The organism is Bradyrhizobium manausense, assembly GCF_001440035.1.
Lineage (GTDB): Bacteria > Pseudomonadota > Alphaproteobacteria > Rhizobiales > Xanthobacteraceae > Bradyrhizobium > Bradyrhizobium manausense.
Window position 1 is genome coordinate 19,796 of record NZ_LJYG01000045.1, and the last position, 19,787, is coordinate 39,582.

At 62.8% G+C, this 19,787-nt stretch carries 9 protein-coding genes and 2 pseudogenes; 1 reads left to right on the forward strand and 10 read right to left on the reverse strand.

Annotated elements, in window-relative coordinates; all coding sequences use genetic code 11:
- Positions 1-20 precede the first annotated feature (20 nt).
- From rpsJ to rpsL, 5 genes are all read right to left on the reverse strand, one after another.
- Positions 21-329 carry a 30S ribosomal protein S10 gene (rpsJ, locus tag AOQ71_RS10450; protein ID WP_002712302.1) on the reverse strand — a complete coding sequence of 103 codons (309 nt, stop codon included), beginning with the start codon at positions 327-329 and terminating at the stop codon, positions 21-23.
- A gap of 85 nt (positions 330-414) precedes the next feature.
- The gene (gene tuf / locus AOQ71_RS10455; protein WP_057745503.1) at positions 415-1,605 is read right to left on the reverse strand and encodes an elongation factor Tu; all 1,191 of its coding nucleotides are present in this window, start codon (positions 1,603-1,605) and stop codon (positions 415-417) included.
- Positions 1,606-1,645: 40 nt separating this feature from the next.
- Positions 1,646-3,718: an elongation factor G gene (gene fusA / locus AOQ71_RS10460; RefSeq protein WP_057745506.1), complete on the reverse strand. Its 2,073-nt coding sequence runs from the start codon at positions 3,716-3,718 to the stop codon at positions 1,646-1,648.
- 33 nt (positions 3,719-3,751) lie between these two features.
- On the reverse strand, positions 3,752-4,222 hold the full coding sequence (gene rpsG / locus AOQ71_RS10465; RefSeq protein WP_008136420.1) for a 30S ribosomal protein S7: 471 nt from the start codon (positions 4,220-4,222) through the stop codon (positions 3,752-3,754).
- A gap of 15 nt (positions 4,223-4,237) precedes the next feature.
- Positions 4,238-4,609, reverse strand: coding sequence for a 30S ribosomal protein S12 (gene rpsL, locus AOQ71_RS10470; protein WP_007603006.1), 372 nt, complete (start codon positions 4,607-4,609; stop codon positions 4,238-4,240).
- A 672-nt stretch (positions 4,610-5,281) separates the two neighbouring features.
- Between rpsL and AOQ71_RS10475 the strand changes: the two genes are divergently transcribed.
- Positions 5,282-6,511 (forward strand): FAD-dependent oxidoreductase, encoded by a 1,230-nt coding sequence (locus AOQ71_RS10475; RefSeq protein ID WP_057745508.1) that lies wholly within the window; start codon positions 5,282-5,284, stop codon positions 6,509-6,511.
- Here AOQ71_RS10475 and AOQ71_RS10480 read toward each other — a convergent pair.
- From AOQ71_RS10480 to rpoB, 5 genes and pseudogenes are all read right to left on the reverse strand, one after another.
- A complete protein-coding gene (locus AOQ71_RS10480; protein ID WP_057745511.1) occupies positions 6,448-8,460 on the reverse strand; it encodes an ABC transporter ATP-binding protein in 2,013 nt (670 codons plus the stop codon). The two genes, AOQ71_RS10475 and AOQ71_RS10480, sit on opposite strands and share 64 nt — an antisense overlap.
- 135 nt (positions 8,461-8,595) lie before the next feature.
- Positions 8,596-10,665, reverse strand: a complete 2,070-nt coding sequence (locus tag AOQ71_RS10485) for an FAD-dependent oxidoreductase (protein WP_057745513.1) — start codon at positions 10,663-10,665, stop codon at positions 8,596-8,598.
- A 192-nt stretch (positions 10,666-10,857) separates the two neighbouring features.
- A pseudogene (locus AOQ71_RS47605) lies at positions 10,858-11,868 on the reverse strand (DNA-directed RNA polymerase subunit beta'); the annotation flags it as partial.
- Position 11,869: 1 nt separating this feature from the next.
- Positions 11,870-15,056, reverse strand: a pseudogene (rpoC, locus tag AOQ71_RS10490) (DNA-directed RNA polymerase subunit beta'); the annotation flags it as partial.
- 129 nt (positions 15,057-15,185) lie between these two features.
- Positions 15,186-19,310: a DNA-directed RNA polymerase subunit beta gene (gene rpoB, locus AOQ71_RS10495; protein ID WP_057745516.1), complete on the reverse strand. Its 4,125-nt coding sequence runs from the start codon at positions 19,308-19,310 to the stop codon at positions 15,186-15,188.
- Between the last annotated feature and the right edge of the window lie 477 nt (positions 19,311-19,787).

Here is a 19,787-nt window from a genome sequence, read left to right on the forward strand (position 1 = left end):
TGCGAACGTGATCCAAAATCTTAGAGCTTGATCTCGACGTCGACACCGGCGGCCAGGTCGAGCTTCATCAAAGCATCGACGGTCTGCGGGGTCGGATCGACGATGTCGAGCAGGCGCTTGTGAGTGCGCATCTCGAACTGCTCGCGGCTCTTCTTGTCGACGTGCGGCGAACGGTTGACGGTGAACTTCTCGATGCGGGTGGGCAGCGGAATGGGTCCGCGGACCTGCGCACCGGTGCGCTTCGCCGTGTTCACGATCTCGCGGGTCGACGTATCGAGGATACGATGGTCGAACGCCTTGAGACGGATACGAATGTTTTGGCCGTTCATTGCCGTGGTCTCTCTTTAGTGGGGGGTGGCGAATAGCGAATAGCGAATGTCCCCATTCGCTACCCGCCAATCCCTATTCGCGTAATTACTCGATGATCGAGGCGACGACGCCGGCGCCGACGGTGCGGCCACCTTCGCGGATCGCGAAGCGGAGCTTCTCTTCCATCGCGATCGGCACGATCAGGTGCACTTCCATCGCAATGTTGTCGCCCGGCATCACCATCTCGGTACCCTCCGGCAGATGCACGACACCGGTCACGTCGGTGGTGCGGAAGTAGAACTGCGGACGATAGTTGGTGAAGAACGGGGTGTGACGACCGCCCTCTTCCTTGGTGAGGATGTAAGCCTCGGCCTTGAACTTGGTGTGCGGCTTGACCGAACCCGGCTTGCACAGCACCTGGCCGCGCTCGACGTCTTCACGCTTGGTACCGCGGAGCAGCGCACCGATGTTGTCGCCGGCCTGGCCCTGATCGAGCAGCTTGCGGAACATTTCGACGCCGGTGACGGTGGTCTTCTGGGTGGCGCGGAGACCGACGATCTCGATTTCCTCGCCGACCTTGACGACGCCGCGCTCGACACGGCCGGTCACGACGGTGCCGCGGCCCGAGATCGAGAACACGTCTTCAACCGGCATCAGGAACGGCTGGTCGATCGGACGCTCCGGCTGCGGGATGTAGCTGTCGACGTTCTTCATCAGCTCGAGGATGGCGTCGTGGCCGAGCTTCTTGTCCGAATCCTCGAGGGCGGCGAGAGCCGAACCCTTGATGATCGGGATCTTGTCGCCCGGGAAGTCGTACTTGGAGAGCAGCTCGCGAACCTCGAGCTCGACGAGTTCGAGCAGCTCCGGATCGTCGACCATGTCGCACTTGTTGAGGAACACGACGAGCGCGGGCACGCCGACCTGGCGGGCGAGCAGGATGTGCTCGCGGGTCTGCGGCATCGGGCCGTCAGCAGCCGACACGACCAGGATCGCACCGTCCATCTGGGCGGCGCCGGTGATCATGTTCTTCACGTAGTCGGCGTGGCCGGGGCAGTCGACGTGCGCGTAGTGGCGGTTCGGCGTCTCGTACTCGACGTGCGCGGTCGAGATGGTGATGCCGCGCGCCTTCTCTTCCGGCGCCTTGTCGATCTGGTCGTACGCGGTGAACGTCGCACCGCCGGCTTCGGCGAGAACCTTGGTGATCGCCGCGGTCAGCGACGTCTTGCCATGGTCGACGTGACCGATGGTGCCGATGTTGCAGTGCGGCTTGGTACGTTCAAACTTTGCTTTGGCCATTTGACTCTCCGTTCAATCGTCAGCTCTAGACCGACGACAATCAGGCAAACTTCTTTTGGACTTCCGCCGACACGTTAGCCGGCGCTTCTGCGTAGTGATCGAACTGCATGGTGAAGGTCGCGCGGCCCTGGCTCATCGAGCGCAGGTTGTTCACGTAACCGAACATGTTCATGAGCGGCACCATCGCATTGATGACGTTGGCGTTGCCGCGCATGTCCTGGCCCTGGATCTGACCGCGCCGGGAATTCAGGTCGCCGATGACCGAACCGGTATAGTCTTCCGGGGTCACCACTTCGACCTTCATGATCGGCTCGAGCAGGACGGACTTGCCCATCTGCAGCGCTTCGCGGAAGCAGGCGCGCGAAGCGATTTCGAAGGCCAGCGCCGACGAGTCAACGTCGTGATACTTGCCGTCGACGAGCGTCACCTTGACGTCGACCACGGGGAAGCCCGCGACCACGCCGGACGACAGCACGCTCTCCAGACCCTTCTCGACGCCGGGGATGTATTCCTTCGGCACCGCGCCGCCGACGATCTTCGATTCGAACTCGTAGCCCTTGCCGGGCTCGTTCGGCTCGACGATGAACGACACGGCCGCGAACTGGCCGGTACCGCCAGTCTGCTTCTTGTGGGTGTAGCTGTGCTCGACGCGCTTGGTGATGCGCTCGCGGAACGCCACCTGCGGCGCGCCGATGTTGGCGTCGACCTTGTAGGTACGCTTGAGGATGTCGACCTTGATGTCGAGGTGGAGTTCGCCCATGCCCTTGAGGATGGTCTGGCCGGACTCGTGGTCGGTCGACACACGGAAGGACGGATCCTCCGCGGCGAGCTTGGCCAGCGCCACGCCCAGCTTCTCCTGGTCGGCCTTGGACTTCGGCTCGATCGCGATCTCGATGACCGGCTCGGGGAATTCCATCTTCTCCAGGATCACCTGCTTGTCGGGATCGCACAGCGTGTCACCGGTGCGCGCTTCCTTCAGGCCAGCCAGCGCGACGATGTCGCCGGCATAGGCTTCCTTGATGTCTTCGCGGTTGTTCGCATGCATCAAGAGCATGCGCCCGATGCGCTCCTTCTTCTCGCGGGTCGAGTTCACGACGCCGGTGCCGCTCTGCAGAACGCCGGAGTAGATGCGGCAGAAGGTGATGGTGCCGACGAACGGGTCGTCCATGATCTTGAACGCGAGCAGAGCCAGCGGCTCCTTGTCGTCCGCCTTGCGCACGACCTCGTTGCCCTTGTCGTCGGTGCCCTTGATCGCGGGCACGTCGAGCGGCGACGGCAGATAGTCGACGACCGCGTCGAGCAGCGGCTGCACGCCCTTGTTCTTGAAGGCCGAGCCGCACAGCACGGGATAGAACGCGCCGGTCAGCACCGCCTTGCGGATCAGGCGCTTCAGGGTGGCCTCGTCCGGCTCCTTGCCGTCGAGGTAAGCGGCCATGGCGTCGTCGTCGAGCTCGACGGCGGCTTCCACCATCTTCTCGCGGTATTCCTTGGCCTGGTCGACGAGGTCTTCCGGAATGTCGACATAGTCGAACTTCGCACCGAGCGACTCGTCGTTCCAGACGACGCCCTTCATCTTCACGAGGTCGACGAGACCCTTGAAGTTGTTCTCGGCACCGATCGGAAGCTGGATCGCGACGGGCTTGGCACCCAGACGGTCGACGATGTCGGCCAGACATTTGAAGAAGTCGGCACCGATCTTGTCCATCTTGTTGGCGAAGACGATGCGCGGAACCTTGTACTTGTCGCCCTGGCGCCAGACGGTCTCGGTCTGGGGCTCAACACCCTGGTTCGAGTCGAGCACGCAGACGGCGCCGTCGAGCACGCGCAAGCTGCGCTCGACTTCGATGGTGAAGTCGACGTGGCCGGGAGTGTCGATGATGTTCAGGCGCTTGCCGTTCCAGAACGCGGTGGTCGCAGCCGAGGTGATCGTGATGCCACGCTCCTGCTCCTGCTCCATCCAGTCCATCGTCGCGGCACCTTCGTGCACTTCGCCGATCTTGTGGCTCTTGCCGGTATAATAGAGGATGCGCTCGGTCGTCGTCGTCTTGCCGGCGTCGATATGCGCCATAATACCGAAGTTACGGTAGTCCTCGATGGCATGTTGGCGGGGCATGGGGTGTTCCTTGCGAGTCCGTTTGGTTCGCCGTTACCAGCGATAATGCGAGAAGGCGCGGTTGGCTTCCGCCATCCGGTGCACGTCTTCACGCTTCTTGACGGCGTTCCCGCGGTTGTTCGATGCATCCAGCAGCTCTGCCGAGAGACGCTCGGTCATGGTCTTCTCGTTGCGCTCGCGTGCAGCCGAAATCAGCCAGCGGATGCCCAGCGCCTGACGGCGGGTCGAGCGAACTTCGACCGGAACCTGATAGGTCGCGCCGCCGACGCGGCGGGAGCGCACCTCGATCGTCGGCATGACGTTCTCGAGCGCCTGCTCGAACACGCCGAGCGGGTTCTGCTTGGTCTTGGATTCGATGATGCCGAACGCACCGTAGACGATGCCTTCCGCGACCGACTTCTTGCCGGCGTACATCACCGAGTTCATGAACTTCGTGACGATGATGTTCCCGAACTTCGGATCGGGAAGAACTTCGCGCTTTTCCGCTGAGTGGCGACGAGACATTGAGCTGGTTCCCGCTTACTTCGGACGCTTCGCGCCGTACTTCGAACGACGCTGCTTACGGTTCTTGACGCCCTGGGTATCCAGAACGCCGCGGAGGATGTGGTAGCGCACGCCGGGCAAGTCCTTGACGCGACCGCCGCGGATCATGACCACCGAGTGCTCCTGAAGGTTATGGCCCTCACCCGGGATGTAGCCAATCACCTCGAAACCGTTGGTCAGACGCACCTTGGCGACCTTACGAAGCGCCGAGTTCGGCTTCTTCGGGGTCGTGGTGTAGACGCGCGTGCAAACGCCACGCTTCTGCGGCGACTGCTGCAGCGCTGGCACCTTCTTGCGCGACTTCTGCACTTCACGCGGTTGAGCGATCAGCTGGTTGATCGTCGGCATCCTGGCCTTACCCTTTGTTATCGCAGCCCCTTGCGGGTCCGCTGTCTTGCCGCGAGCCCGTTGCCGGGACCGCAAATTCTTGTCGCGCTACCCGCCCGACGGGGCCGCCTCGCACGGGAACAATCCGCACAAAGCGAAATCGCGCCAACCGCTCCATCGCTGAGCGGAAAGCGCTTCGACGCCACAGAGGACCGCAGTCTTTGGGCCGATCAGCGTAAAGCGACGGCCCGCGCACTGAGGTCATGCATCCGAATTCGGCCTCGCGAGAACATGCTCGGAAGACCTAAAATCGCACTGGCATTGCCTAGCTATTATCGACAGCGTTTGAGCGGCATTCGTCGAGGTTGGTGCCCGTCTTTGCGATCCTCAGGGATCAAACGGGTAGCCCGTTCCGACGTTGGCGATGCTCACCGCCTGTCGTTAAGTGAGGCGCTTTCTATAAGTGAGAATCGTTCAAGTCAAGGCGAAACGACAGTCACAAAGCGCTTCTCGCGCCTTCAGAAATTGCCTGCTTGGCGCCCTCACAGCGCGTCCCGGATATGGGAGCGAAGCCCCTGCTCCGCCAGCCTCAGACCAGTTTTTACCCGGGCTAAATGTACTTTTATAACCAGCGCTAAGGCTTTTTTTTCTGTTCACGCGGCAATCTGCCCACTTTCGGCAGAGGCAATCGCGATGCGGTACACCGATATTGCCATCATTGGTGGGGGACTTGCCGGCTCGACCGCCGCCGCAATGCTTGGGCGTGCCGGAGCTTCAGCCGTGCTGATCGACCCGCGCGAGACCTATCCGGCCGATTTTCGTGTCGAGAAACTCAGCGGTCACGCGCAGCTCGAGCGATTCCAGCGCACGGGAATCGCCGACTCAGTGCTGCGCCGCGCGACTTTATCCGGCGAGAACTGGATCGCACGGTTCGGCCATCTGCTCGACAAGGCGCCGAGCCGCCAGTTCAACCTCCTCTATGATTCCCTGGTCAACGCGATCCGCGACGAGATTCCCGGCACCGTCGAGCGAATCTGGACCAAGGCGGTCTCGATCGAGACCAGCCCCGAACGGCAGAGGGTGGCGCTCGCCAATGACGAGACGATTTCCGCCCGCCTGGTCGTGCTCGCCAACGGTCTGAATGTCGGCTTGCGGCACCAGCTCGGCATCAGCAGAAACATCGTCAGCGCCTGTCATTCGATCTCGATCGGGTTCGATGTGGCTCCGGCCGGGCGGAACGCGTTCGACTTCCCGGCGCTGACCTATTTCTCCGAGCGGCCGAGCGACCGTATTGCCTACATCTCGCTGTTTCCGATCGGCACCCGGATGCGGGCCAATCTGTTCGTCTATCGCAGCTTCGACGATCCCTGGCTGAACGAATTCCGCCGCGCGCCGGCCGAGACCTTGAACGCAGCCCTGCCGCGGCTCAAGTGCATCACCAGCGCCTTCGACATCATGGGCGAGGTGAAGATTCGCCCGGTCGATCTCTATGTGAACGATGCCAGCGATCAGCCCGGCGTGGTGCTGGCAGGCGATGCCTACGCAACCTCCTGCCCGGCTGCGGGCACGGGCTGCGACAGGGTGTTCACGGACGTCGAGCGGCTCTGCAACGTCTACATCCCCCAATGGCTGGCGTCGGACGGGATGGATGCGAACAAGATCGCCGCATTCTACGCTGATCCCGTCAAGCGGGCCTGCGATGAATGGTCGGCGGCGAAAGCCTTCGACTTCCGCTCGGTTTCGATTGCGACGAGCCCCTACTGGACGGCGCAGCGCTGGGCGCGCTTCATGGCATGGTCGACCCAGGGATTATTGCGGCGGCTCGGAGGGGCTGTCCACCTGGAGCCGAACTTTCTCGGTCACTCCTCGTCCTCGTCGAGGTCCTCATCGTCCTCGTCGTCATCGCTGTCATCGTCAGCCTGAGCGGCCACGCCGTGCGGCTGGTGGATCTGGTCGTTCCACAGCTTGCGATAGGTGCCGTTCTTGGCGAGCAGCTCGGCATGCGAACCGCGCTCGATCGCCCTGCCCCCTGAAATCACGATGATCTCGTCCATCTCGACCACCGACGTCAGGCGATGGGTCGACCAGATCATGGTGCGGCCCTTGGCGACCTTCAGCAACGTGCGGTTGATCGCGGCCTCCGTGGTCTGGTCGAGCGCCGAGGTCGCCTCGTCGAGCAGCAGCACGGAGGGATTGCGGATGACCGCGCGCGCGATCGCAATGCGCTGGCGCTGGCCGCCTGAGAGTGTATCACCGCGCTCGCCGACCGGGGTGTCGTAGCGCTGCGGCAGGCTCATGATGTAGCGGTGGATCTCGGCCTTCTTGGCCGCCTCCTCCACCTCATCATCGGTCGCGCCCTCCTTGCCGAGCCGGATGTTCTCGCGGATCGACATGTTGAACAGCATGTTCTCCTGAAACACCACCGCCATGCTCCGGCGCAGCGAATCCAGAGTCACTTTGCGGACGTCGACACCGTCGATGGTGACGCGGCCCTCGTCCGGCACGTAGAGCCGCAGGATCAGGTTCAGCAGCGTGCTCTTGCCGGAGCCCGAGGGGCCGACAATGGCGATGCGCTTGCCGGCGTTGAGCCTGAGGCTGAGATTGTCCAGCACCGGAGTCTGCGCGCCCTCGTACTGGAACGTCACGTGGTCGAAGGTGATGTCGTGGGTGATGCGCGGCAGATCAGGCGCGCCGGGACGGTCGGCAGCGCGGGTGGGCTCGTCCAGCAACTCCTGCATATGACGGATCGCGGCGGCCGAGGAGATCGACACCGGGATGAAGTGCATCACATGGGCGATGTTGTAGGAGACCTCCCAGAACGCGCTCTCGAAAGTGACGAAAGTTCCGATGGTGATCTGGCCCTTGGTCGCCAGGTAAGCGCCGATCGCGAGCACGACGAGGTGCAGCAACAGCACCGAGATGGTGACGGTGCGCTCCACCATCGTCGACAGGAACCCGGCAGCCGCAATCTTGTTGCGGGTCTCGTCGTTGCGGAAGGTGAAGAAACCGAACATCTTGCGTTGCAGGCTGAAGGCCTTGATCACGGCCTGCGCCGCCACGTTCTCCTGCACCATGCCGAGCAGCGCGCTTTCGTTGAGCTTCTGCTCGTAATTGGCCTGCACCGCCTTCGGCGTCAGGATACGTGGACCGATCAGCGTGATCGGGAACACCAGCAGCGCGACGACTGCGAGCTGCCAGTTCAGGAACAGCATCAGGATAATGCCGGCGATCAACTCCAGGAACGGCAGCGCGGCGCTGTTGGTGAAGGTCTTGACCGAGCCTTCGAAGGCCGAGAGGTCGACCGAGAAGCGCGACAGGATCTCGCCGCGCTTGGTGCGGCCGAAATAGGCGGCGGGCAGGTCCTGAACGTGCTCGAACAGGCGCTTGCGGACATCGGAGATGACGCAGGCGGCGAGCCGCGCGTCCCAGCGTTCGTACCAGACCGCGACGATCGAGGTGAAGATGCCGGCGGCCGCGAGCACGCCTAGGATCTTGTACAGCGCCTGGAAATCCTCCTCGCCGAGCGCGTCGTCGATCAGGAACTTCAGGCTGAGCGGCATGATGACGTTGAACAGCGTCTCGACCAGAACGCCGAACGCCACATAGCCCAGGATGCGCTTGTAGTTGGACAGGAAGGGCTTGACGAAACCCAGGATGGTCGCGAGCGCACCGGCGGCTTCGCGCGCGGTAAAGACGACAAGATCCTCATCATCATCGTCGTCGTCGAGCTCAAGCTCGTCATCATCCTCCTCTTCGTCGTCCTCGTCGTCTTCGAGGTCCGGCTTGATGCTGGAGGCGAGCTTGTCGTCGAGCTCGGCCGCCTCTTGCGCGGCGAGCTTCTGTTTGTCGGGAGAAAGGGGCCTGGACGCCATGAAACCAACCGATGCTGACGGCCGGCATGACCGCAGAGAAAGCAGAAAATAGCGGAAAGCCGCTACTTGCACCGATTCTATGCGATCAGGATGAATTCGGCAAAGCAATTGGCGAATTCATTCCGCCTTGAAGTGCTAGTCGTCGTCTTCGTCTTCGTCCTCGACCTTGTCGAAGAAGGAATAGCGCAAGCTGTCGGCGTCGGCATACCACTGGCCCGGGCCCTTGTCTGCGGCAAGCGTCGCGGTCCAGAGCGCATCGGTGCAATCCTTGCGGTGCATCGACAGATCGAAGCCGTTGCCGAAGAACAGTTCGGACCATTCCCACCACGTGCCGAGCTTCTTGACCCCGCGCAGGAGGTCGTAGCGGTCGATCACGGCCGGGGCCATGTCCGAGGTGACCGAGCCGAACACGAGTCCGGTCTTGACCACGCGGTTGAGCTCACGGATCGCGCGGACCACCTGCTTCGGGGCAATGTGACAGAGGCAGGTCTCGAACACGAAATCGAACGAGCCATCCTTGAAAGGCATGTCGGTGATCGAGCCGAGCTTGTTGTACTTCTTCAGCGCCTTCGGCGTCTTGGCGTGGATGGCGCGGTTGTTCTCGATGCCGAAGGCATCGATGCCGCGCTCGCGCAGCGCGCCGACAAGCTCGCCGCTGGCGGAGCCCGCGACCAGGAGCTTTGTGCCCTTGGCCCTGCCCCAGACGATGCCGATCAGCCTGGTCAGATAGTCGGGATCGGTGAAGTGGCGCCACGCCTCGCTATAGGGGCCGAGGCCGCGATAATTCTCGAAATAGTCGCGATCGATCTTGTCCGAGATCGGCTCGCCCTTTTCCTGCGCGCGCTCACGGCGCAGCCGCATCATCTCGGTCAGGATGATGTCGGTCGCGGCATCCGAGGAATCGAGCAGGCCGTTCAGCGTGGAATCGAACAGATAGTCGCCGACCACGACGATCCCAGGATGTTCCTTCGGCTCGGGCCGGTGATTGGTCATGACGTCGCGCACGGGTAGACCGCCCGGTATCGCATTGACCGAGGACAGCCAGCGGTGGATCTTGCCTTCCATGAAGTGCGCACCGGCATCGCCGAGCGATGCGGGGAGCGATTTCAGCGCAGCGTCGATCAGCTCCTGGTCCGACAGATTGGCGAAGGCGAGCGCATCGGAGCCGGGAATCAGCCAGTTCAACACGCCGTGCTTGCCGACGTCGTGGCGCGCGCCCTCGTTGTAGACGCAGCAGCCGCCAAAGGCTTCCGACATGAACCAGGCGCCGGGAATCATGTCGCCCCAGAACGGGCTATCGAACAGGATCGAGACGCGCAAATAATGCGCGGGACGGTCGAAATAAGCGACGTGCTTGACCATCGACTTGCGCAGCTGCTCGCCTTCCCACCCCATCGTGGAGAGCCAGGAATGCGGCAGGCAGACCAGCACGAGATCGAAGTCGCGCGTCTCCGGCCCCTTCCCGTTCATCATCTTGAGCTGATAGCGCCCGGTCGTCGCCTTGCCGACGGCAAGCACGCGATGATTGAGCTGGATGTCGGCGTTGACCTCGGACTGCAGGCATTCGATCAGCTGCTCGTTGCCGTTCTGGATGGAGTAGAGGCCGATATAGCCGTCGACATCCATCAGATAGTTCTTGAGCGCGTTGAGGCCGTTGGTGTTGTGGCTTTCGGTCGCGATGTCCGAACGCGCCATCACCTTGAAGAAGCGCTTTGCGGTCTCGTCCTCGACCTCCTCGTCGAGCACCTGTTCGGCGGTCTTGTAGGCCCAGGGGTTCTCGTTGTCGTGCGCACCGACGCCCTCGTAATATTCGATCGGTGACATCACCTCGGTGCAGCGCTTGCGGAACGCCTCGATTGCCGCTGCGGTCTTGGCGCCGTATTTGCGGCGCATGCCGGCGACGTCGTCGAGCAGCTCGCCGCCGAACTGCACCTGCTCGGCGTCCATCGGAATGGTCTGCAGGCCGAAATGCTGGATCAGCTCGCGCAGCGGATCCGGGCCCGTCATCGAGTAATCGTAGATCTCCGCAACGCCGGCTTCGTACATTGCCGGCGCGGAATCGAATTTGCGCGTGACGATCTTGCCGCCGAGCCGGTCGGAGGCCTCGAAGATGGTGATGCGGCAGAGGTCGCCGAGCTTACGCTTCAGGTACCAGGCGCTCATCAGCCCGCCGGGGCCGCCGCCTACGATTGCGAGATCAAGCATGTGAGTTCCGTGGTCTCCGGCCCTGCCCCCGTCACGGGACCACCGGTCTAAGCTCCCTTAGCAGAAGCGCTTTTCAGGCTGAAGGAAAGATGAACAAAGGTTGATCCCGCATCGCAGCAGACGGAGAAAGCAACAAAAAGGCCGGCAAAAGCCGGCCTTTCCGTTATCCTCAGTAATCGTACGGAGGAGCTATTATTCCGCGGGCGGCAGCGCAGGAAGCTCGGCCTCCGGCGCCGGCGACACGACGGCCGCCTGCTTCTCGCGTTCGTCCAGGATCAGCTTGTCGCGCTTCATGGCGACTTCGCGGATCTTGGCCATGGAGGCGCCGGTGCCTGCCGGGATCAGCCGGCCGACGATGACGTTCTCCTTGAGGCCTTCGAGCGGATCGATCTTGCCGTTGACCGCCGCTTCCGTGAGGACGCGGGTGGTCTCCTGGAACGAGGCCGCCGAGAAGAAGGAGCGCGTCTGCAGGCTCGCCTTGGTGATGCCGAGCAGAACCGGCGTGCCCGTGGCGGGCTTCTTGCCCTCTTCCTTGGCCTTCTCGTTCAGCGCGTCGAACTCGATCTTGTCGACCTGCTCGCCGGAGATCATGTCCGTGTCGCCCTGGTCGGTGATTTCCACCTTCTGGAGCATCTGACGGACAATCACCTCGATGTGCTTGTCGTTGATGAGCACGCCCTGGAGCCGGTAGACCTCCTGGATTTCGTTGACGAGATAGGCAGCCAGTTCCTCGATGCCCTTGACCGCAAGGATGTCGTGCGGCGCCGGGTTGCCTTCAACGATGAAGTCGCCCTTCTCGACGATGTCACCGTCCTGAAGGTGGATGTGCTTGCCCTTCGGGATCAGGTACTCGCGCGGCTCGTCGGTCTTGTCCATCGGCTCGATCGAGATGCGACGCTTGTTCTTGTAGTCGCGTCCGAACCGGATGGTGCCCGCGATTTCGGCGATGATCGCCGCATCCTTCGGACGCCGTGCCTCGAACAGTTCCGCCACCCGCGGCAGACCGCCGGTGATGTCACGCGTCTTGGCGCTTTCGGTCGAGACACGGGCAAGGATGTCACCCGGGTTGACCTTGGCCCCGACGTCGACCGAGAGAATGGCGTCGACCGACAGCATGTAGCGGGCATCGCCGCCACGGGCGAGCTTGAGCACCTTGCCGTCCTTGCCCTTCACCACGATGGCCGGACGCAGGTCCGAGCCGCCNCGCGGGTCGAGCGCCAGTCGATGACCACGCGCTTGGCGATGCCGGTGGCCTCGTCCAGCGTTTCCGAGATCGACTGGCCCTCGACCAGATCCTCGAAGCCGATGGTGCCTTCCACTTCGGTGAGAAGCGGACGGGTGTACGGGTCCCACTCGACGATGCGCTGGCCGCGCTTGACCATGTCGCCGTCGTCGACATGCAGACGCGAGCCGTACTGGACACGATGCGTTGCGCGCTCGGTGCCGTCGGCATCGACCACCGCAACCACCATGTTGCGCACCATCGCGATCAGGTGACCTTCGCTGTTGCGGGCGATGGCCTTGTTCCGGATCACGATCTTGCCGTCGAAATTGGCTTCGACGAACGACTGCTCGTTGAGCTGCGCCGCACCACCGATGTGGAAGGTACGCATGGTGAGCTGGGTGCCCGGCTCGCCGATCGACTGCGCCGCGATGACGCCGACCGCTTCGCCGTGGTTGACCGGCGTGCCGCGGGCGAGGTCGCGGCCGTAGCACTTGCCGCAGATGCCGTTGACGAGTTCGCAGGTCAGCGCCGAGCGGATCTTCACCTCCTGAACGCCGCCCTGCTGGATGGCCTCCAGATGGCTCTCTTCCATCAGCGTATCGCGCTTGATGATCACCTTGCCCGAAGCGTCCTTGATGTCTTCGCAGGCCGTGCGTCCGAGGATGCGCGAGCCGAGCGAAGCGACCACGGTGCCGGCATCGACGATGGCGCGCATCTTGATGCCGAGCTTGGTGCCGCAATCGGACTGCGTGATGATGCAGTCCTGCGCGACGTCGACCAGACGACGGGTCAGGTAGCCCGAGTTCGCGGTCTTCAACGCGGTGTCCGCGAGGCCCTTGCGGGCGCCGTGGGTCGAGTTGAAGTACTCGAGAACCGAGAGGCCTTCCTTGAAGTTCGAGATGATCGGCGTCTCGATGATCTCACCCGACGGCTTGGCCATCAGGCCGCGCATGCCGGCGAGCTGGCGCATCTGGGCCGGCGAACCGCGGGCACCGGAGTGAGCCATCATGTAGATCGAGTTGATGTCGGCATCGGCTCCGCTCGCCGTCTTCTTGGTGGCGGAGATTTCCTTCATCATCGCCTTGGCGATTTCTTCCGTGGCCTTCGACCAGGCGTCGACGACCTTGTTGTACTTCTCGCCATGGGTGATCAGACCGTCGTTGTACTGCTGCTCGAAATCCTTCGCCAGCGTACGGGTGGTGTCGACGATCTTCCACTTGCCGTGCGGCACGACCATGTCGTCCTTGCCGAACGAGATGCCGGCCTTGAACGCGTTGTAGAAGCCGAGCGCCATGATGCGGTCGCAGAAGATCACAGTCTCCTTCTGGCCGCAGTGACGATAGACCTGGTCGATGACGCCCGAGATCTCGCGCTTGGTCATCAGCTTGTTGATGATCTCGTACGAGATGCGCGGGTTCTTCGGCAGCAGATTGCCGAGCATGACGCGGCCGGCGGTGGTCTCGATCCAGCGCTTGGAGACCTTGCCGGTCTCGTCCATGCCTTCCCACCGGTACTTGATCTTGGTGTGGAGGTGGATGACCTTCGCATGCAGGGCGTGCTCGAGCTCGGCCATGTCGCCGAACAGCTTGCCCTCGCCGGGCAGGCCTTCGCGCATGATCGAGACGTAGTAGAGACCGAGCACGATGTCCTGCGACGGCACGATGATCGGCTGGCCGTTCGCCGGATGCAGGATGTTGTTGGTCGACATCATCAGGACGCGCGCTTCCAGCTGCGCTTCGAGCGACAGCGGAACGTGCACGGCCATCTGGTCACCGTCGAAGTCGGCGTTGAACGCCGAGCAGACCAGCGGGTGAAGCTGGATCGCCTTGCCCTCGATCAGCACCGGCTCGAACGCCTGGATGCCCAGACGATGCAGCGTCGGCGCGCGGTTGAGCAGCACCGGATGCTCGCGGATGACCTCGTCCAGGATGTCCCAGACCTCGGGCCGCTCCTTCTCGACCAGCTTCTTCGCCTGCTTCACGGTGGTGGACAGGCCCTTGGCGTCAAGCCGGGAATAGATGAACGGCTTGAACAGCTCGAGCGCCATCTTCTTCGGCAGGCCGCACTGGTGCAGGCGCAGCTCGGGACCGACCACGATGACCGAACGGCCCGAATAGTCGACGCGCTTGCCGAGCAGGTTCTGACGGAAACGGCCCTGCTTGCCCTTCAGCATGTCGGCGAGCGACTTCAGCGGGCGCTTGTTGGCACCCGTGATGACGCGGCCGCGGCGGCCGTTGTCGAACAGCGCATCGACCGCTTCCTGAAGCATGCGCTTCTCGTTGCGGATGATGATGTCGGGCGCGCGCAGCTCCATCAGCCGCTTCAAGCGATTGTTGCGGTTGATGACACGACGATAGAGGTCGTTGAGGTCGGAGGTCGCGAAGCGGCCGCCATCCAGCGGCACCAGCGGACGCAGGTCCGGCGGGATCACGGGAACGACGGTCAGGATCATCCATTCCGGCTTGTTGCCGGAGTGGCGGAAGGCCTCGACGATCTTCAGGCGCTTGGCGAGCTTCTTGTGCTTGATGTCGGAGTCGGTCTCCTGCATCTCGGCACGCAAGCTGAGCTCGAGCTTCTCGAGGTCCATGCCCTTGAGCAGCTCGCGGATCGCCTCGGCGCCGATCATGGCGGTGAAGCTGTCCTGGCCGTACTCGTCCTGCGCCTTCAGATACTCGTCTTCCGACAGCAACTGACGGTCCTTCAGCGCGGTGAGGCCCGGCTCCAGCACGACGTAATATTCGAAGTACAGGATCCGCTCGAGATCCTTCAGCGTCATGTCGAGCAGAAGGCCGATGCGCGAGGGCAGCGACTTCAGGAACCAGATATGGGCAACGGGCGCCGCGAGCTCAATGTGGCCCATGCGCTCGCGCCGGACGCGCGACAGCGTGACCTCGACCGAGCACTTCTCGCAGATGATGCCCTTGTACTTCATGCGCTTGTACTTGCCGCACAAGCACTCGTAATCCTTGATCGGCCCGAAGATGCGGGCGCAGAACAGGCCGTCGCGCTCGGGCTTGAAGGTGCGGTAGTTGATGGTCTCCGGCTTCTTGATCTCGCCGTAGGACCAGGACAGAATCTTCTCCGGGGACGCGATCGAGATCCGGATCTGGTCGAAGACCTGAGCCGGCGTCGTCGGGTTAAAGAGATTCATAATTTCTTGATTCATCGTCTTCTCCTCGCGTACCGGTCGCCTCCGGCCGCAAATTCGAAAATCACTCGAGCGGGGCGCCCTGCCCTCAAGGCATCGGAAAGGGCGCCAATGCCCGGCCGCGATGGCCGGGCATGAAAGGTCGTGTTACTCGGCCGCTTCCGACGTCGGCGCCGGACCCATCTTGGAATTGTGCAGGTCGACGTTGAGGCCGAGCGAGCGCATTTCCTTGACCAGCACGTTGAACGATTCCGGAATACCGGCCTCGAAGGTGTCGTCGCCACGCACGATCGCCTCGTACACCTTGGTACGGCCGGCGACGTCGTCCGACTTCACGGTCAGCATTTCCTGGAGCGTGTAGGCCGCACCGTAAGCTTCGAGCGCCCACACCTCCATTTCGCCGAAACGCTGGCCGCCGAACTGCGCCTTGCCGCCCAGCGGCTGCTGGGTGACGAGCGAGTACGGACCGATCGAACGCGCGTGGATCTTGTCGTCCACGAGATGGTGCAGCTTGAGCATGTAGATGTAGCCCACCGTCACCTTGCGATCGAAGGCGTCGCCAGTGCGGCCGTCATAGACGGTCGACTGACCCGAAGCGTCGAGACCCGCGAGCTTCAGCATCTCCTCGATGTCGGTCTCCTTGGCACCATCGAATACCGGCGTCGCGATCGGCACGCCGCGGCTCAGATTATGGCCGAGTTCAAGCAGCTCGTTGTCGTTGAGCGACTTGATGGTTTCGTCCTCGCCGTAGACCTTCTTCAAGGTTTCCTTGAGCGGCTTGATGTCCTGCTTCGACAGGTAAGCATCGACCGTCTGGCCGATACGCTTGCCGAGGCCGGCGCAAGCCCAGCCAAGATGCGTCTCGAGGATCTGTCCGACGTTCATGCGCGAGGGCACGCCGAGCGGATTGAGCACGATGTCGGCATGCGTGCCGTCCTCGAGGAACGGCATGTCCTCGATCGGCACGATCTTCGACACCACGCCCTTGTTACCGTGGCGGCCGGCCATCTTGTCGCCGGGCTGGATCTTGCGCTTCACCGCGACGAAGACCTTGACCATCTTCATCACGCCGGGCGGCAATTCGTCACCACGCTGAAGCTTCTCGACCTTGTCGAGGAAGCGCTGTTCCAGCCCCTTCTTCGACTCGTCGTACTGCTTCCGCATGGCCTCGATCTCGGCCATCAGCTTGTCGTTGGGCGAAGCGAACAGCCACCACTGCGACTTCGGGTACTCCTCGAGCACCGCACGGGTGATCTTGGTGTCCTTCTTGAAGCCCTTGGGACCGGCAATGCCCTGCCGCCCTTCGAGGAGCTCGGCGAGACGGTTGTAGACGTTGCGGTCCAGGATCGCCTGCTCGTCGTCGCGGTCCTTGGCCAGACGCTCGATCTCTTCCCGCTCGATCGCCAGCGCACGCTCGTCCTTGTCGACGCCGTGGCGGTTGAACACGCGGACTTCCACGATCGTGCCCTGCACGCCCGGGGGGACGCGCAGCGAGGTGTCGCGAACGTCGGACGCCTTTTCGCCGAAGATGGCGCGCAGCAGCTTTTCTTCCGGCGTCATCGGGCTCTCGCCCTTCGGCGTGATCTTGCCGACCAGGATGTCGCCCGCACGCACTTCCGCGCCGATGTAGACGATACCGGCTTCGTCGAGGTTCTTCAGCGCTTCTTCCGAGACGTTCGGAATGTCGCGGGTGATTTCCTCAGGCCCGAGCTTGGTGTCGCGCGCCATCACCTCGAACTCCTCGATGTGGATCGAGGTGAAGACGTCTTCCTTCACGATCCGCTCGGAGAGCAGGATCGAGTCTTCGAAGTTGTAGCCGTTCCACGGCATGAACGCGACGAGCACGTTGCGCCCCAGAGCGAGTTCGCCGAGATCGGTCGACGGACCGTCAGCGATGATGTCGCCCTTCTTGACGATGTCGCCGACCTTCACCAGCGGACGCTGGTTGATGCAGGTCGACTGGTTGGAGCGCTGGTACTTCATCAGACGGTAGATATCGACGCCCGACTTGGTCGGATCGAGATCTTCCGTCGCACGGATAACGACGCGGGTCGCGTCGATCTGGTCGATCACGCCGGAACGGCGCGCCGCGATCGCGGCACCCGAGTCACGCGCAACCACGCCTTCCATGCCGGTGCCGACGAACGGCGCCTCGGCGCGAACCAAAGGCACCGCCTGGCGCTGCATGTTCGAGCCCATCAGCGCGCGGTTGGCGTCGTCGTTCTCGAGGAACGGGATCAGCGCCGCGGCGACCGAAACGAGCTGCTTCGGCGACACGTCCATGTAGTCGACCTTGTCGGGCGTCAACGGCACGACATCGCGGGTGCCGCTGGCGCGGCAGACCACGAGGTCCTCGGTGAAGCGGCCCTTGGCGTCGACAGGCACGTTGGCCTGCGCGACCGAATAGCGGCCTTCCTCCATCGCCGAGAGGTACACGACCTCGTCGGTGACGCGACCGTCCTTGACCTTGCGATACGGCGTCTCGACGAAGCCGTACTTGTTCACGCGCGCGAAGGTCGCAAGCGAGTTGATCAGACCGATGTTCGGGCCTTCCGGCGTCTCGATCGGGCAGATACGGCCGTAATGCGTCGGGTGCACGTCGCGCACTTCGAAGCCGGCGCGCTCGCGGGTCAGACCGCCCGGTCCAAGCGCCGAGAGGCGGCGCTTGTGGGTGATCTCGCTGAGCGGATTGGTCTGGTCCATGAACTGCGAGAGCTGCGAGGAGCCGAAGAACTCGCGCACGGCGGCAGCCGCCGGCTTGGCGTTGATCAGATCCTGCGGCATGACCGTGTCGATATCGACCGAGGACATGCGCTCCTTGATCGCGCGCTCCATGCGGAGCAGGCCGATGCGGTACTGGTTCTCCATGAGCTCGCCGACCGAGCGCACACGGCGGTTGCCGAGATGGTCGATGTCATCGATCTCGCCCTTGCCGTCGCGCAGGTCCACCAGCGTCTTGATGACGCAAAGGATGTCTTCCTTGCGCAGCGTGCGCTGGGTGTCGGGCGCATCGAGGTCGAGGCGCATGTTCATCTTGACGCGGCCGACCGCGGAGAGGTCGTAACGCTCGGCATCGAAGAACAGCGACTGGAACATCGCCTGCGCCGAATCCAGCGTCGGCGGCTCGCCCGGACGCATCACGCGGTAGATGTCGAACAGCGCGTCTTCACGCGTCATGTTCTTGTCGGCCGCGAGCGTGTTGCGGATATAGGGACCGACATTGACGTGGTCGATGTCGAGCAGCGGCAGCTCCTTGTAGCCCTGCTCGTTGAGCACCTTCAGAGACTTGTCGGTGATTTCCTCACCGGCTTCGGCGTGGATCTCGCCGGTCTTCGGGTTGACCAGGTCCTCGGCGAGGTAGTTGCCGACGAGCTCTTCATCCGACAGACGCAGCGCCTTGAGCCCCTTTTCCTGGAGCTGGCGGGCGGCACGGACGGTGAGCTTCTTGCCGGCTTCGAGCACGACCTTGCCGGTGTCGGCGTCGATCAGGTCGTTGACGGTCGAGTAACCGCGGAAACGGTTGGCGTCGAACGGAACGCGCCAGCCTTCCTTGGTCCGCTTGTAGAGGATCTTCTTGTAGAACGTGGACAGGATCGCCTCGCCATCGAGGCCGAGGGCGAACATCAGCGACGTCACCGGAATCTTGCGGCGACGGTCGATACGCGCATAGACGATGTCCTTGGCGTCGAACTCGATGTCGAGCCAGGAGCCGCGATACGGGATCACGCGGGCAGCGAACAGCAGCTTGCCCGACGAATGGGTCTTGCCCTTGTCGTGGTCGAAGAACACGCCCGGCGAACGGTGCATCTGCGAGACGATGACGCGCTCGGTGCCGTTCACGATGAAGGTGCCGTTCATCGTCATGAGCGGAATGTCGCCCATGTAGACGTCCTGCTCCTTGATGTCCTTGACCGACTTCGCGCCGGTTTCTTCATCGATATCGAACACGATGAGGCGCAGCGTCACCTTGAGCGGGGCCGCGAAGGTCATGCCGCGCTGGCGGCACTCGTCGACGTCATACTTGGGCTGCTCGAACTCGTAGCGGACGAATTCGAGCATCGAGGTTCCCGAGAAGTCGGAAATCGGGAATACGGAACGGAACACAGCCTGCAGGCCCTCGTCGAGGCGCCCGCCCGCGGGTTCATCGACCATCAGGAACTGGTCATAGGACGCCTTCTGAACCTCGATGAGGTTCGGCATCTCGGCGACTTCCTTGATGTGTCCGAAAAACTTGCGAACGCGTTTGCGACCGGTGAATGTCTGCTGCGCCATCGTGGCCTCTCATTTTCGTCGCCCGATCTGGGCGAACCGTCCGGAACGCAGCTGCCGCCGCCCCCGGGTTGAATTTTTCGAACCCGTTTTGGGGGACCGAAAAACCAGTTTCAGGCCGTCATGTCCTGAATCTGTTCTTCAGACCTTCAAAACGCAAAACGACGCGCGGGGCGCATAGGCACGCCCGCCCGTCACAACGATCGTCTTCACGGACTGCAAAAGCCCGAAATAGCCTGCTCTCCCAACGGCTTACAGGGAAACCCGGCACCCCTGCCCACCGCGCTTTCGTGCTGTCGACCCGATATGGGGCGACAATAGTGCAGATTCGAGGGTCAAACCCTCAAATCCCCACACATTTTCGTGTGTGGCCCGCGTCGGGACGATCCGTCGCACGCCTTTTGCATCTGGCCCCGTCCCTTCGGATCGTCATGGCCGGGCCTGACCCGGCCATCCACGATCTGGAGACGAGATCCCGGA